General features: G+C 65.0%; 11 protein-coding genes. 1 reads left to right on the forward strand and 10 read right to left on the reverse strand.

The window, feature by feature from the left end:
* Window positions 1-103 precede the first annotated feature (103 nt).
* The 4 genes from BUC15_RS03185 to BUC15_RS03200 form a co-directional block, all read right to left on the reverse strand.
* Window positions 104-1,117 (reverse strand): zinc-dependent alcohol dehydrogenase family protein, encoded by a 1,014-nt coding sequence (locus BUC15_RS03185; RefSeq protein ID WP_073186109.1) that lies wholly within the window; start codon window positions 1,115-1,117, stop codon window positions 104-106.
* Between the two features lie 62 nt (window positions 1,118-1,179).
* Window positions 1,180-1,767 carry a DUF488 domain-containing protein gene (locus BUC15_RS03190; RefSeq protein WP_084189321.1) on the reverse strand — a complete coding sequence of 196 codons (588 nt, stop codon included), beginning with the start codon at window positions 1,765-1,767 and terminating at the stop codon, window positions 1,180-1,182.
* A gap of 136 nt (window positions 1,768-1,903) precedes the next feature.
* Entirely contained in the window at window positions 1,904-3,913 is a 2,010-nt protein-coding gene (locus BUC15_RS03195) for an ABC transporter ATP-binding protein (protein ID WP_073186110.1), read from the reverse strand.
* Window positions 3,910-5,670, reverse strand: coding sequence for an ABC transporter ATP-binding protein (locus BUC15_RS03200; protein ID WP_245787867.1), 1,761 nt, complete (start codon window positions 5,668-5,670; stop codon window positions 3,910-3,912). Before BUC15_RS03200 ends, BUC15_RS03195 begins: the two co-directional genes overlap by 4 nt.
* A gap of 494 nt (window positions 5,671-6,164) precedes the next feature.
* Between BUC15_RS03200 and argE the strand changes: the two genes are divergently transcribed.
* Window positions 6,165-7,343, forward strand: coding sequence for an acetylornithine deacetylase (gene argE, locus BUC15_RS03205; protein WP_073186112.1), 1,179 nt, complete (start codon window positions 6,165-6,167; stop codon window positions 7,341-7,343).
* Window positions 7,344-7,965: 622 nt separating this feature from the next.
* Here the strand turns inward: argE and BUC15_RS03210 are convergent.
* The 6 genes from BUC15_RS03210 to BUC15_RS03240 form a co-directional block, all read right to left on the reverse strand.
* Window positions 7,966-9,258, reverse strand: coding sequence for a hypothetical protein (locus BUC15_RS03210; protein ID WP_245787868.1), 1,293 nt, complete (start codon window positions 9,256-9,258; stop codon window positions 7,966-7,968).
* A gap of 396 nt (window positions 9,259-9,654) precedes the next feature.
* The gene (locus BUC15_RS03220; RefSeq protein ID WP_073186113.1) at window positions 9,655-11,256 is read right to left on the reverse strand and encodes a carbohydrate-binding domain-containing protein; all 1,602 of its coding nucleotides are present in this window, start codon (window positions 11,254-11,256) and stop codon (window positions 9,655-9,657) included.
* The gene (locus BUC15_RS03225) at window positions 11,244-12,068 is read right to left on the reverse strand and encodes a polyphosphate polymerase domain-containing protein (RefSeq protein ID WP_073186114.1); all 825 of its coding nucleotides are present in this window, start codon (window positions 12,066-12,068) and stop codon (window positions 11,244-11,246) included. Before BUC15_RS03225 ends, BUC15_RS03220 begins: the two co-directional genes overlap by 13 nt.
* Window positions 12,068-12,682, reverse strand: a complete 615-nt coding sequence (locus tag BUC15_RS03230) for a DUF4956 domain-containing protein (RefSeq protein ID WP_073186115.1) — start codon at window positions 12,680-12,682, stop codon at window positions 12,068-12,070. The genes BUC15_RS03225 and BUC15_RS03230 overlap by 1 nt, the downstream gene beginning before the upstream one ends.
* Window positions 12,683-12,840: 158 nt before the next feature.
* A complete protein-coding gene (locus tag BUC15_RS03235; protein ID WP_073186116.1) occupies window positions 12,841-13,908 on the reverse strand; it encodes a GtrA family protein in 1,068 nt (355 codons plus the stop codon).
* Window positions 13,909-13,911: 3 nt separating this feature from the next.
* The gene (locus tag BUC15_RS03240; protein ID WP_073186117.1) at window positions 13,912-14,856 is read right to left on the reverse strand and encodes a phosphodiester glycosidase family protein; all 945 of its coding nucleotides are present in this window, start codon (window positions 14,854-14,856) and stop codon (window positions 13,912-13,914) included.
* Window positions 14,857-15,039 lie beyond the last annotated feature (183 nt).

Raw genomic sequence — 15,039 nt, forward strand, 5'->3', positions numbered from 1 at the left:
TCCAGCGATGGCCCAGCGCGGCGGCCCTCCGACTGCGCGCATTTGGTCTCCGCGAGAATCTCTTGGCCTATGACGCCGCGTACCATTGCCTCGGCTGGCCCGCTCAGATACGCAGCAGTGACTTGATCGCGCGCCTTTCATCCATGGCCGCGTAGCCCTCGGCGACCTCCGCGAGCGGCAGTTCGAGGTCGAACACCAGGCCGGGGTTGATCTTGCGGGCCAGCACCAGGTCGAGCAGTTCGGGTAGGTAGGCCCGGCAGTGCGCAGGCCCACCCTTGATGCCGACGTTGCGCCAGAACAGTTCGTTGACCGGTAGGTCGCCGTGCGGGACGCCGACAAGGCCGAGGTTCCCGCCGTCGCGGACGCAGCCGACCGCCTGCTGCCGTGACGACTCGGTGCCGACGCATTCCAGGACGCAGTCCGCACCGATGCCGTCGGTGAGTTCCTTCACCGCGGCGATGCCGGCCTCGTCTCGATCGGCGACGATGTGGGTGGCTCCGAACTCGGTAGCGACTCGCTGCCGGTCGGCGTGGCGGCTCATCGCGATCACGACCTCTGCCCCGAGTTGCACGGATGCGAGTACCGCGCAGAGCCCGACGGCGCCGTCACCCACCACGGCGACGCTCTTGCCTGGCCCGACGCCGGCGCTGACCGCTGCGTGCCAGCCGGTACACATCACGTCCGACAGGGCGAGGATGCTCGGGATCAGATCAGCGTCCGGCATTCCTGGGGTAGCCAGCAGTGTGCCGTCCGCAAGTGGGATCCGGATCTTCTCCGCTTGGCATCCGTCGTAGTGGTTGCCGTTTATGCAGTTGGCGTGTGCCCCCTTGAGGCACAGTGGGCAGGTGTTGTCTGATGGGTTGAAGCCGCCGACGACGAAGTCGCCGACCTCGACTGTGGATACGGCGTCGCCGACCGCCTCGACCACGCCGCAGAACTCGTGGCCGATCGGCGTCGGGCTCGGCACTTGTGCGATGCCGCGATAGCGCCAAAGGTCCGACCCGCAGACGCAGGCGGCGACCGTACGGACGATCGCGTCCGTCGGCTCGACAATCGTAGGATCGGGAGGTTCTTCGAAGCGGACGTCCCCGGGGGCATGAATCACAGCACCAAACATGGACTCAACTACACCACGCGCGAAGGTGCCGTGGGAGGCACTGCCAGTGCCCCCTTAGCTAGCTAGCCACATGAGCGCGCCGGGTAGGTGATGACTTGCCCTTCGACCCGTGCGAACGGGGTGGTCTTTGCCGGCCGGGTCAGGGTTTCGGACATGATGTCGAACACGGGCACTCGTCGGGCCAGGAGGGCGTCGGTGATGAGCCGTCGGTGGCACCTCCAGGGTACGGCCTCGCTGCACATGATCGCGGGCGAGCCGTGTTCGGCGACCCGGAGAAGTTTGTGGAGCCCGGCCTGGAATCCAGGGGTTGCCATGTAGTCGGCGTAGTCACGAAAAGCTTTGACCCGCCAGCCGCCGTTGACGCTGGGCACCCCGGCCGGGGTGTGTCGGCGACCGCCGAGATCGCGGATCCACACGTAGTCGAGGTCGTCGGGGAGTGAGTTTATGATGGCGTCCTGATTCCACTGTGGATATGCGCGCGATGACGGGTACGAACGGACGTCGACCAGCGTGGAAACCTGGTTTTGTCTGAGCATCCCGATCAGCTCGTCGAAGTCCCGGGTGGAATGTCCGACCGTGAAGACGTCGTGCACGGTCGCCAGTGCGGTGTCCGATGGAATATCGGTGAGAGGGACGCTGCTTGGTCTCATAGCAGGGCTCCGGTCGCAGGGGACGGTTGAACGACCAGCCAACCATCGGAACGCGATGAAGACAATGGCCAGGGCGGATACCCTCGTGTCCTTGGTCGATGGACCTTGGAATCACTGGCAAGAAGGCACTGGTCTCCTAGTCAAGCTCCGAGACGCCCGTGTAGAGCTGGAAGTAGGTGCCCTGCTGCGCGATCAACTCTTCGTGTGAGCCCCGTTCGATGATGCGGCCGTGGTCAAGCACCATGATGACGTCGGAGTTGCGGACGGTGGACAACCGGTGGGCGATGACGAAGACCGTGCGCCCCTTCATCAGGTTGTCCATACCCGCCTGAACCACTTCCTCGGTGTGGGTGTCGATGGAACTGGTTGCCTCGTCGAGGATCATTGCCGGCGGATCGGCCACCGCGGCCCGGGCGATCGAGATCAACTGACTCTGGCCCTGCGAAAGACCGGAGCCATCGCCTCCCAACATCGTTTGATAGCCCTTCGGAAGCATGCGGATGAACCCGTCCGCGTTGGTGAGCCGGGCGGCCGCGATGCACTCTTCGTCCGTGGCGTTCAGCTTCCCGTAGCGGATGTTGTCCATCACCGTGCCGGTGAACAGATTCACGTCCTGCAAGACGACACCAAGCGAAGATCGCAGATCCGGCTTCCTGATGTTCTTGACGGAGATGCCGTCGTAGAGGATCTGCCCCTCCTGCACGTCGTAGAAGCGATTGATGAGGTTAGTCACGGTCGTCTTGCCCGCACCGGTCGCGCCGACCAGGGCGATCTTCTGTCCGGGCTCGGCGAACCAGGTGATGTCATGCAGCACCGGCCGGTCGGGGTTGTAGCCGAAGGTCACGTCGGTGAAGCGCACGTCACCGCGTACGAGGGTCAGGCGTCCGTTGGGGGAGGTGATCGCCGATTCCCGCGCCGCTGCCGCGACCTCGGCTGCCCGGGGCGAGAGGCCTTGTGCAGCCGCGAGGGATTGCGTGCCGTCGTCGTCTTGGGCGCGCTGCCACGCCCAATGGCCGGTCTCGTGGTCGACCGGCGTCATCGTTCGTCCGTCGTCGCCCAGTTCGACCCTGACCAGGGTCACGGTGCCGTCGTCGTCCTCCGCCGGCTCGTCAAGCAACCGGAAGATTCTGGAGGCGCCTGCAACCGCCATCAGCACCATGTTGGCCTGCTGGGAAACCTGACCGATCGGGTTGGTGAAGGAACGGCTCAAGGTCAGGAATGACACGATCGTGCCGAGGGTGAAGGTGCCTGTGCCAGACAGTGAGAGATTGGGCCAACCGGCGATTCCTGCCGCCCCACCGATGACTGCGAGCAGCACATAGAGGAGGAACCCCATGTTGAGCACGACAGGCATCGTGATGTTGCCGTACGTGTTAGCGGCCGAGGCCGCCCCGAACAACTCCTCGTTCCGCTCGTCGAAGGCTTCTTGCGTGGCCTGCTCGTGGTTGAAGACCTTGATGACCTTCTGGCCGTTGACCGATTCCTCCACGAACGCGTTCACCGTACCCAGCGAGGCCTGCTGTCCCATGAAGAACCGGCCGGAGCGCGTAAGGATGCCGCGCACGACCATCAACAGCATCACCGTGAAGAGGACCACGAACCCGGTCAGCGGCACGGACAACCACAGCATCGACAGGAACGCCGCGAAACAGGTGATGATCGAGGAGAACATCTGTGGGAACGACTGGGTGATCGCCTGACGCAGCGTGTCGGTGTCGTTGGTGTAGTGGCTCATGACATCGCCATGTTCATGAGAGTCGAAGTAGCGGATCGGCAACGACTGCTGGTGGGCGAACATGTCGTCGCGGATCTTCTTCAGGACGCCCTGCGCGACTCCGACGAGCAGGAAATTGAACAGCCATGTCGCAAGGACGCCCGCCCCGTATAGGCAGCCCATCAGCATCAGGGCCTGCACCAACGGTGCCCAGGCAGGGTCGGGGGTGCCGATCAGGGGCAGGATGTAGGTGTCGATCAGAGTCTGGAGAAACAGTGCCGAGCCGGCCTGGGCGGCAGCGGAGATCAGGATGCATACCACCACCAGGCAGACCTGGGACGGATACTGGAACACGTATCCGAAGATCCGTTTGACGGTGCCGGGGTCAGCCCTGCGGCCAGCAGGTTTTCTCGTAGCAGTTGGGGTGCTCACTTGGCCGCTCCTTCCAGTTCCTCTGGCCTCGCCTGGTTGCGGGTCTGCGATTCGTAGATTGCGCGGTACTCCTCGCAGGTGTCCAGTAGTTGGTCGTGTGTTCCCTGATCGAGGATGTGGCCACCGTCCATCACGACGATCAGGTCGGATTCCTGGACCGATGCGATGCGCTGCGCGATGATTATCTTCGTTGTATCAGGGATCTCAGTGCGGAGAGCACCACGTATCAGTTGGTCGGTCAATGTGTCGACTGCGCTGGTCGAATCATCGAGGATCAGGATCTTGGGTCTCTTGAGCAATGCCCTCGCGATGCACAATCGCTGCCGTTGGCCGCCGGATACGTTGGTTCCGCCCTGCTCGATGCGGGTGTCGTACTTGTCCGGGAACTCCTGAATGAAACCGTCGGCCTGGGCGAGTTTGCTTGCGCGGATCAGGTCCTCATCGCTGGCGTCCGGGTTTCCCCACCGCAGGTTCTCGGCGATCGTACCCGAGAACAGCACGTTCTTCTGCAACACCATGGCGACCTCCTCGCGCAACGAAACAAGGTCGTAGTGGCGGGTGTCGTGGCCGCCGACCATGAGTGAGCCTGAGGTCACGTCATAGAGGCGTGGAATCAGCTGGACGAGGCTCGACTTGGCCGAACCGGTGGCGCCCACGATGCCGACGGTCGCGCCGGAGTCGATCTTGAGGTTGATGTCTTCGAGTACCGGCTTCTCCGCGTTGTCTGAGTACCTGAATCCGACATGGTCGAAGTGGATTGACCCATTGGGGACCTGCATCACGGGGTCGGAGGGGGCGGTAACGGTGGTCTGCTCGACCAGCACCTCGCAGATGCGCTCTGCGGAAGCCGTGGAGATGATCACCATGACGAAGATCATCGACAGCATCATCAAGCTCATCAGGATCTGCATGGCGTAGGTGACAAGCGCGGTCAGGTCGCCGGTGGTCAGGCCGAGGGCAGCGTCATTGCCGGAGGCGACGATCTGGGTGGCACCGAGCCAGGCGATCACGATCATCGAGGCGTACATGCTCACCTGCATCAGTGGCATGTTGACGCTCAACACCCGCTCTGCTTTGAGGAAGTCCCGATAGATCTTCATGGAGATCGCCTTGAACTTCGACACTTCGTGGCCTTCGCGGGTGAAGGACTTGACGACGCGCATGCCCCTGAGGTTTTCGTCTACCACGGTGTTGAGTTCGTCGTAGGTGCGGAAAACGCGTTCGAACACCGGATGCACGATCAGAGCGACACCGATCAGGCCAAGGCCGAGGACTGGGATGGCGATGAGGAAAACCACCGAGATCGGCGGATTGATGCGGAACGCGAAAATCCAGGCGACGACGACCATGATCGGCGCGCGCACGCCAACGCGCACCAGCATCATGAACGCGTTCTGCAGGTTGGTGACGTCGGTGGTGAGCCTCGTCACGATCGATCCGGTGGTGAAGCGATCGATGTTGGTGAAGCTGAAACCTTGCACCTTTTCGAACAGGTCGTGGCGGAGGTTCTTCGCGAAACCGGCGGCGGCGATGGCTGCGAATCTGCCTGACAGGGTGCCGAACCCAAGGGACAGCAGCGCGCACAGGAGCAGGATCAAGCCGAATTTGACGATCGCCGGCATCGAGCCGCCAGTGATGCCTTGGTCGATGAGCTGGGCCATCAAGGTCGGGATGAGGATCTCCAGAATGGACTCAAGCGCGACAAACAGGGGAGCCAGATACATCTGCTTCTTGTATTGGCGCAACGAGCCGGACAACGTGCGGAGAATGTGTTTCGGACGAGCCGACTGTTCTTCCCCCTGGCGGCCACCTGGACTGGACTCTGATGCGCTCGACCTCGGGCGACCTTGTGCCATTGCGTGTTACTTCCTTCTCTCGGCATCGTGGAGACGGAGGATGTCCATGGTGCCGCCAACCTTTGGACGGTTGACCAACATCATGGCTCGATCCAGTTGCTCCGCGCACACGCCTGCTGGGCGTTGTTGAATGCGGGCGATGCGATACAAGAAGTCATGAGACCGGAACTCCTCGACTTCCTGCGAAATGGCCGAGCATGCGACCAGGTCGCCTCGGTGAGCCAAACAGCATACACCCGGTCTCAGGGCCGCAGCAGCGACTCGAAAGCGGCGGGTCGAGGTCGAACACCATGGTTCCCGCCCCCAGCTGGTGCAGCCACGCCGTCCCACACCTTGGCCTTGCTGGTCTTTTGGGCTTGAATGGCACAGTCGGACGATTCGCCAAGGAGCGGCAGATGTCAACAGGTGCAACCAACGCAGCATTCGATGAGGTAGTGCGCCTGCTGCGCTTCGACACGACGAGCCGCGACAGCAACCTCGCGATAGTTGAGTACGTCACCGAGAAGCTGCGCGGGGTCGGCGTCGAGCCGACGCTCGTGCCCAACGAGGACGGCACAAAGGCGAACCTCTTCGCGACGATTCCAGCGGCGGACGGCACCACCAGCGGGGGCATCGTGTTGTCCGGGCACACCGACGTCGTGCCTGTCGATGGGCAGGTTTGGGCGAGTGACCCCTTCGACCCGGTCGTTCGTGACGGCCTGCTCTATGGTCGGGGTAGCTGCGACATGAAGGCCTTCATCGGCGTCATCCTCGCGAAGCTGCCGCAGCTCGTCGAAGCACGTCTGGCAGAGCCGATTCACCTGGCGTTCTCCTACGACGAAGAGGTCGGCTGCCTCGGCGCAGTGAGCCTGATCGAGGCGATGCAGGTGGCGGGTCTCACCCCCCGAGGCTGCATTGTCGGCGAACCCACCAGTATGCGCGTCGTGCTCGGGCACAAGTCGATCAATGTGTTCCGCATCGATTTCCGGGGCGTTGCCGCGCACTCGTCGCTCACCCCCGAGGGCGTGAACGCGATCGTCCATGCCTCCGAGTTCGCAGTCTTCGCTCAGCGCATCGCTGACGAGTTCCGCGATAACGGCCCCTTCGACGAGCACTACGTGGTGCCCTTCACGACCCTCTCGGTGAACCAGATCAACGGCGGCATCGCCGTCAACACCGTGCCCGCCGAATGCTCGCTGGTTTTCGAGTTCCGATCGGTTGCCGCGGTGGATCAGGCGCAGCTCACGCAACGCTTCCGCACCGAGGTGCAGCGCATCGATGCCGTCATGTCGGCGCAGAACCCCGAGGCAGGCGCGAAGCTCACCGTCGTCGCCGCAGCCCCGGGCGTCGACACCCCCGACGACGCCGACATTGTGAGCTTCGCCGCAGCCTGCGGTGCGATCCCCAGCCCGGACAAGGCCACCTTCGGTACCGAAGCCGGCCTCTTCGCCCAGGCGGGTATTCCCACGGTGGTCTGCGGTCCCGGCGACATCGCCCAGGCCCACGCGCCCAACGAGTTCATCGCGCTCGAGCAGATCGAGCAGTGCGAACGTTTCCTCGAGGGCGTCATCGACTCCCTCAGTACCTCTGACTAGAGCTGCACGCGCAGCACAGCCACCTCGAGTTGTCCATGGGGGCGTGATCGAACGATGAGCGGGCGGGCCGGGGGCTCAGAACTCCTGACACGCGTAGTCGGCCGCTTTCCCATCGAGGCTCCCACAAGGCACTTTGACCTTGGTCGTCATGCCCGTCCAGGAGAAGCGTGAGGAAGTTTGTGGATGATCGATTCGGGTCGCGTTGACGGCCGAGTGGCTCCCCAGGGCGCTCGCGATGGCTCACGGAGGCCGGATTCGATTCCCGCTCAGGTCATTGGTCGAAGATCTCACCCTGTCAGGAGGTCTTGAGTCCAGCGCCGCCACGACACCAGCCTTCTGGCGCCGATACCAGCCTTCTGACGTCGACACCAGCGGAAAGGCTCGACACCAGCGATCCGGCGCCGATACCTGCGGAAAGGCTGGTCACCAGCGGTATACGGCTGGTGTCCAGCGATACTGCTGGTATCGGCCACAAACCGCTGGTGTCCACGACAATCACCACCACCTGGCAGCTCGATGGACGATCGTGGCAGGCCTTACAGTCCCAGTCCGGCGCCGCCGCGACACCAGTGGAGAGACCCGTCACCAGCGATCCGCCGCCGATACCTGCGGAAGGGCCGGGCTACGACATCGTGACCGACCCGGAGGTCTGGCCGTCGATCGTGGCTCCATCGGTGAGGCTGACGGTGATGGTGGAGCTGTCGCCTGCGTCCACGTCGCCGGTCAGTTGCGATCCGCTGACTGTCAGGGTGACGTCGGCGCCGTTCGAGCCGGAGTTCCCCCAGCGGTCCTCGGCCGCTGAGGCGAGGACGGTCGCGTCCGAGTCGACTGTGATGTTGGTCAGCGCCAGTTTCGCGGTCGTGTTGGTGAAGTAGAGGACGGGACCGTCACCGGTGTAGGTGATCGCCGTGTCCTCGATGGCGACCGTCCCGACGGAGCCAGCGGAGTCCTGGTCAGCCGCGTCGCCGGACATCGACTGGTAGATCATCACTGCGTCGCTGCCGGCACTGGTGACCTCCGAGTTGGTGAGCGTCACGGAGTTCTTGCCCTCCACCACGATTGCCTGCGAACTGGATGAGGTGCCGGTCATGCCGTCCACGCTGATGTCGCCGGTCGAGTAGATGAGAGGGCTGCCGTCACCTTCGGTCGAGAAGGAGTTGGTGCCGGTCACCGTGACTGTGCCGCCGCCACGATCGGTAGCCACGTCAGCGCAATGCGCGCCCTGCGTCGCGATCGCCATGTCGGATGCCTCGATCGTGCCGCCGTAAGTCGCGTGCAGCCCGCGGGCGGAGTTGCCGGACGTGCGGATCGTGGTGTCAGAGACCGTCGCGCTGCCCTCGTCGACCGCGACCACGGCGTTTGACCCCGACGAGGTCGTCGTGATGGTGGTCCCGCCGACGCTGACGGTGCTGCCATTGCCGACCACCACGATCGCCGAGTTCATGCCGTAGAAGTTGTAGTCGTCGGAGACGTCGGAGGCGCGCTGGGAGTCGCTGCTGGTCGCATCGCCGGACTTGTCGACAGTGGCGTCGCTCACGGTCAGCGATCCTCCGTTGACCACCAGGAAGACGACCTCGTCCGCGCTGGTCGACGCGTATGTGCCACCCGAGATGGTCGCGTCGATGCCATCGACCAGGTAGGCGGCGGTGTAGGTGATCTGTTTGTCGCCCACGGTCACGGTGACCGAGCCGCTCGAGAGTTCGGTGTTGGCCGTGGCTGCGGCCGATGCCGAATCTGAGCCCGATGTCGCGGTGGCCGATGCTGCTGGGTTCGAGACCGAGGTGGAGGCCTCCTGCGTGCTGCCCGCGCAGCCCACCATCGAGATCAACATGACTCCCGCTGTCGACGCGCCGAGGATGCGGCGGCGCATCCCACGATCGAACCGGCCTCGCGGTCCTGCGTTTTCCCTGCTCATAGCTCCTCCTTCGTACATACGTCGAGGCTAGGAAGCGTCTCTGGGAGGTGGCTTGGCGGTTGCTTAGAGAAGCCTGTGCACGTAGCCAGCCGCGAGGTCCTGTGCTGGCAGACGCGGCCCCGCGTCATCGGCCCCACATGCGAAATGAGATGACATTGAAGCCGCGTCACCCAGGTTGATGTCAACGAGCAGAACGTCTCGGCCGCGGGCTTCTAAACTCACCGCGGATTCGAGGTCATCGGCCGCAGCGAGACCGACGAGGCCGGACGACCCTGCCCGTCGCTCCACTTGAGGCTCAGTACTCCGTCCTGACCCATCTGTTTACCAAAGGGCTCAGGCGGAGGCGTCAGAAGGCGTCCCACGGCTGGTCCGAGGGACGCCTCCTGTGTCGCATGCTCAGCGGTTGCCGCCGGGACCTCCTTGCCCGGGGGCTCCGCCCGTACCGCCCGTACCGCCACCGCCCATACCGCCCATGCCGCCTTCGCCGGCGGTGACCGTGGCCGAGCCGGACGAGGTCGCGACCTGGTAGCTCTCGCCGTCGGTGATGTCGGCGGAGGTGAACGTGACCGAACTGAACGACTTGGCTGAGGTGACCTGGGCGATTGCGGTGCCCGAGGCGTCGGTGATGGTCACCGCGTCGCCGGCGTTGCCGGAGACGGAGGCGATCAGCCAGCCCTGGGTTGAGGCCGCATCGGGGGCCTCTGTCATGTCACCGGTGTCGAACGTGGTCAGTGTGCCGCCGGTGATGGTGATCGAGCCGTTCGTATCCAGCGCACCGTTGCCGCCGCGGGTGGGGCCGAACACGGTGGTCGTGCCACCCGAGATCAGCATGTCGCCGTTGGAGTCCAGCCCGTCGCCTTCAGCGTCGATGGTCAGGGTTCCGCCGGAGATCTCCAGCGAGGCGCCGGCGTCGGCCTGCATGGATGCGCCGGTGCCGGTGGAGGCGTTGATGCCGTCGTCGCTGGCTGTCAGGTCGACCGTTCCGCCGACGATCACCACGGTGGCGGCTTCGACTGCCTCGACCGAGGCGGTGACGGTGAGCGAACCGTCCTCGATGATGAAGACCGCGCCCGCGTCCACGCCCTTCGAGGTGGCCTCATCGGTGTCGACCGCGCTGGTGGTGATGGTCACGTCACTGCCGGTCACCACGATGTCGGTCTCGGCGTCCAGCCCGTCGTCGCCGGTGGTGACGGTGATCGTCCCGCCCGAGAGATCCAGGTATCCGCGGGTGTCCTCGTCCTCATTGTCGGCTTTGAGGCCGTCTCCACCGGCGGTGACGGTGATGGTGCCGCCCTCGACGGTGAGCGAGTCCTTGCCTCGGAGCCCGTCGTCCACCGCGGTGACGGCGATGGTCCCGGAGAGGATGACCAGGTCGTCTTCGCTGGTGATGCCGTCGTTGCCATTGCCGGTTACGGTCAGCGAACCGGTGCCGCTGATGGTCAGGTCCGCTTCGCTGAACAGCGCGGCATTCACGTCCGAGTCCTCGCTGTAACTGGAGGTGTCGGAGACGGTGTTGCTGGTGCCGTCCATCAGGTAGATGCCGACGTCGTCGGCGTTCAGCACGGCGATCGCCGCTGTGGTGCTGCTGGTGATCTCGGCGCCGTCAAGTACCAGGACGACCAGTGCGTCATCCGGGGCATCCACCACGATCTGGCCGGCAAGTGAGCCGGAGAGCCGGTAGACGCCGGCAGCGGTGATGGTGACGGTGTTGCCATCCACCGTCGCACCGTCGGCGTCGGTGGTGGCGCTCGAGCCGGTCAGCGCGATGTCGACCGCGTCGTCCAGCGACCATTCGTCGTCATTGACGGTAGTGGCGTCCTCGTTCGCGGCCAGCACCTCGGCGGCGGTGACGCCGCTCGTGGTGGAGGTGTTGGTCGTGGTTGAGGTGTTGGTCGTGGTGGAGGTGTCGGTGGTGGCGGACGAGGTCGGCTGCGCGGTGCAGCCCGCCAGGACGGCGATGGTGGCCAGTCCGGCCAGGAAGGTTTTCAGGCGGCGCATGAGAGCTCCTCGGTGTGGAAGTGGTGGCGCAGGATGCGCGCCCATTTGTTGGAAGGTAGGTCGCCGCGTAGAGCGGCTAGACCGGTGCCGTATTTGCTGATGGAAAGTGGACGGTGACCGCTGCGCCAGAGCAGCCGGTCGATGCTAGACGGGTGAGCGCCCGACTTGGTCTCGACGATCACAAGGTCTGGTAGAGCCAGGGATCGACTGTCATCGCCGCCATCCGCGACGCGGGCGTGTGCAGTCCTTGCTGAATGGATGGCGCTCCAGGACAGATCGGTGTCGATGGTCACCCGGACGCCGGGCTCCGGCGGGAGCAGGGTGATGCGTCCGTAGCGGGTGACCAGGGTGGGATGCAGCTGCTCGGCGACCGAGCGGTCCATTCCCAGCTGGTGGAGGGTGTCTTCGGTGTAGTCACGGCCGGAATCGGTGAGCTGGTCGCGGGTGCAGAGGTCGTATCCGATCCGGTCCTTCACGGTGACCTCGCGGTCGCCGCGCACCTTGACCTCCAGGAAAGCCTGGCCCGAGTCGAGATAGCTGCGGGTGCGGACCTTGAAGCGGTGACGGCGGGCGTGGGCTGCCTGCCGGTAGCTGAGCAGGTCGGGGGTGTCGAAGTAGACCGACTCGTAGCGGAAGCACCGCCGTCCGTCGATCTCCAACACCCGTGTGTGGGGGTCGAACTCCTGCAGCAGGGTCTGCGTCTGCCGCGGGTCGAGCAGGTACTTGCGGTCGAACCGGGTGAGCAGCTCGGCCTCGGTCAACAGTTCGGGAAGGGTGATCGGTGCGAACCGATCGATTGGCAGGGTGGTCATCACCGTCCCGCTTCCTGGAGTTCGTGACGGCTGGGCTCATGCACGATTGCCTGCCTGCCGGTGTTGCTGCGCTGCCGCTGGCGGTAGCGGACGTCCACCACGGTCAGGTCGCGCACCTGGTCGAGCTGGGTGACGGTGACCTGGTCGATCGGCCCACCCAGCAGCGAGGTCAGCTCGCTGCGGAGTTCGGCCTCGTCCGCGATTGCCCGGTCCAGCGTGATCACCTGCTGGTGGCTGCGGCTCAGCAGCGCCGGATGGTCGCCCGCCCACATCGCCGCGACGATCATCGTCATCAGGGCGCTGGCGAGCAGCAGGTCGGTGGCGATCCCGGCGATCAGGCCGAGGGCGAGCGCGGCGAAGTAGTAGGCCACCTCGCGCTGGTCAATCTGGGTGGAGCGCAGCCGGATGATCGACAACACCCCGAACAGGCCCAGGCCCAGCCCCAGGCTGGTGGACGTCATGGCGCCGAGTACCAGCGCCACCGCCATCACCCCGACGTTCACGCCGAGGAAGGCGACCACCAGGTCGCGCCGATGATGGCGACGGAAGTAGAGGCCGAACGTGAGTAGGGCGATGGCTATCAGGTTGACCGCGATGAGTGCGATGGTCGTCATGATGATTCTCCTTAAAGACCTGTTGTGATCTGGTCTGACTCCTATCCAGCCAGTGGAGTCTTTGAGGTTCCTGTGACACGGGTGTGCTGGGCCAAAGGATTCCTGCACTGCTCTGGTGCGAGCTGGTAGAACCGCCCACGTTGTCGGGGTTCGACAGGTCAGTCGCCCGCCAGGAGTTCCTTGGTGGCGCGGGTCGGGGCGGCGGACGGAGGCGGTGAGCCGGTGAAGATCAGCCGGCGCTGCACCTGGTAGCTGACCAGGAACAGCAGGGTTTCGGTGACGATCTTGGCGGCCAGGGCGGGAAGCCCGAGGTCGGCCAGCAGGGTGGTTCCGACGATCGAGGCGCCGAGCAGGCCGAGCGCCAGCAGGGCGTAGCCGATCACCTGACGCCGCAGCCGTCCGCCCTGGGGACGGAAGACCACCGCGCCGTTCAGGACGAAGTTCAGCCCTGCGCTCAGCAGCCGGGCGCCGACGATCGAGCCGACGATCCAACCGGTCAGGCCGTACAGCACGGCGAAGACCGCGGTGTCGACGACGAACGAGGCCAGCGACGAGCAGGCGAAGGCCAGCACGGGCAGCAACACCCGCACCGAGTCGGCGATCGGACGGAAGTGGGTGCCGGAGTTGTGGTCGAAGTAGACGGTCTCGATCGGTACCTCGCGCACCGTTATCCCGGTGCCCGAGCAGCGCAGCAGCATGTTCTGCTCGTACTCGAACCGTTCACCGGGGATGCCGGAGGCCCAGCCGACCAGGCCTGCGGGAATCCCGCGCAGCCCGGTCTGGGTGTCGGAGACGGTGAAGCCAGCCGCCAGCCGGAACAGCCAGCGCGAGACCGTGTTGCCGAACCGGCTGGCCGGCGGCACGTCACCGGTGAACCGACGGCAGCCCAGCACCAGCGACTCCTGCCCGGCGGTCGCCGCCGCAACGGCCAGGATGTCGGCCGGGGTGTGCTGGCCGTCGCTGTCGGCGGTCACCACGTCCGCTTCCGGACGGGTGGCCAGCAGCCGGTACAGCCCCACCTTCAGCGCGGCACCCTTCCCCCGGTTGCGGGCCAGGTGGACGACCTCCGCACCAGCAGCGCGGGCCGCGTCGAACTGTGCGGCATAGGCCTGGCCGCTACCGTCGTCCACCACGAGGATGTGTACTTCAGGGTCGAGGGTGCGCAGCCCGTGGACGACGCCGGCGAGTCGATCGGTCGGTTCAAAGGACGGGATCAGGACAGCCATGGGTCAGCCCGCCACGTAGAGGATGTCGGAGGTGGCCCGCTCGCCTTGGTTCGAGGGTTGGTTCACCACCTGGCCGTTGAAGTACAGGGTCGAAGACCCGCCGCCGTCGAGGTTGTAGGCGGTGGTCGCGCCCAGGTCGCGCATGATCTGGGCGAGTTCGGGCAGGGTTGCGCCCCGGCTGTAACCCTCCTCGCGTCCGTCCACCACCACGAAGACGAGATGGTTGGTGTCGATCAGGCCGACCGCAGTGCGGGGCTGGTCGCCCTGGATGGAGTGGTTGCCGACGTTGGTGTCGATCTCCACCTGGTCGATGCCCGCCACGATCTGCCCATCCTCGACCAGGGCCGGCCCGAACGAGAGGGTGTTCCACACTCCGTCAGCCAGCAGGGCCTCGGCCGAGGTGGTGGTCTCGTCGTAGATCCGGGCGGTGCCGTCGAGGTAGAAGGCGATCCCTGTGCGCGCCGGCTCGTCCCGGTAGATCACGCCGTTGCGGATCACGATCCCCGTGTCGCGGAAGCCGTAGTAGTCGCCGTTGATGGCCAGGACGGCGTCGTGGTCGTCGGCTATGTCGCTGGTCTTCTCGGTGATGTTCTCACCGAACTGGTTGTGGGCGAAGGCCGAGCGCAAGGTGGTCGCGTCGTCCAGCACGACGTCGGCGACGTAGTAGGTGAGGGTGTCGTCACCGGAGCCGGTGGTGACCGTGGTGATGGTGATCGAGGTATCGCCCAAGGTGTAGCTGGTGTCGGTCAGGTCGGCCGTGACAGTGGCGTCGTCGGTGGTGGTGGGTTGGACGGTCGAGTTCTCGGCCTCGTACTGACTGACGTCGGAGACCTCGACGTGCCAGATCACGAACCGGTCCAGCGCCCAGGTAGCCGCCGTCCCGGTGCCGGCGACGGCGATCGCGCAGACGGCGGCGATCCAGAGTCGGAAGCGACGTCGGGTCTTCATCGCAACCCCTTCAGGCCAGCGGGGCGCGACCCAGCGTCACGCTGGCGGTGTGGGCGCCGGGGGAGAAGTCGGCCCGCGGTACGGACGAGTGAAAGGGCCATCGGGACTCCTTAAGTAGTGATGACTCAACCCTCGGCCGACCGTCTGTGCCGAACCTTGCCGGGCGCTGTCATCGCACTGACG

The organism is Tessaracoccus bendigoensis DSM 12906 (assembly GCF_900141915.1).
Taxonomy (GTDB): domain Bacteria; phylum Actinomycetota; class Actinomycetes; order Propionibacteriales; family Propionibacteriaceae; genus Arachnia; species Arachnia bendigoensis.

Coding starts and splice junctions, on each gene's coding strand:
- BUC15_RS03230 (WP_073186115.1), bottom strand. CDS start 12,682: ATGACGACCATCGCACTCATCGCGGTCAACCTGATAGCCATCGCCCTA.
- BUC15_RS03225 (WP_073186114.1), bottom strand. CDS start 12,068: ATGACCACCCTGCCAATCGATCGGTTCGCACCGATCACCCTTCCCGAA.
- BUC15_RS03235 (WP_073186116.1), bottom strand. CDS start 13,908: ATGGCTGTCCTGATCCCGTCCTTTGAACCGACCGATCGACTCGCCGGC.
- argE (WP_073186112.1), top strand. CDS start 6,165: ATGTCAACAGGTGCAACCAACGCAGCATTCGATGAGGTAGTGCGCCTG.
- BUC15_RS03185 (WP_073186109.1), bottom strand. CDS start 1,117: ATGTTTGGTGCTGTGATTCATGCCCCCGGGGACGTCCGCTTCGAAGAA.
- BUC15_RS03210 (WP_245787868.1), bottom strand. CDS start 9,258: ATGAGCAGGGAAAACGCAGGACCGCGAGGCCGGTTCGATCGTGGGATG.
- BUC15_RS03220 (WP_073186113.1), bottom strand. CDS start 11,256: ATGCGCCGCCTGAAAACCTTCCTGGCCGGACTGGCCACCATCGCCGTC.
- BUC15_RS03240 (WP_073186117.1), bottom strand. CDS start 14,856: ATGAAGACCCGACGTCGCTTCCGACTCTGGATCGCCGCCGTCTGCGCG.
- BUC15_RS03190 (WP_084189321.1), bottom strand. CDS start 1,767: ATGAGACCAAGCAGCGTCCCTCTCACCGATATTCCATCGGACACCGCA.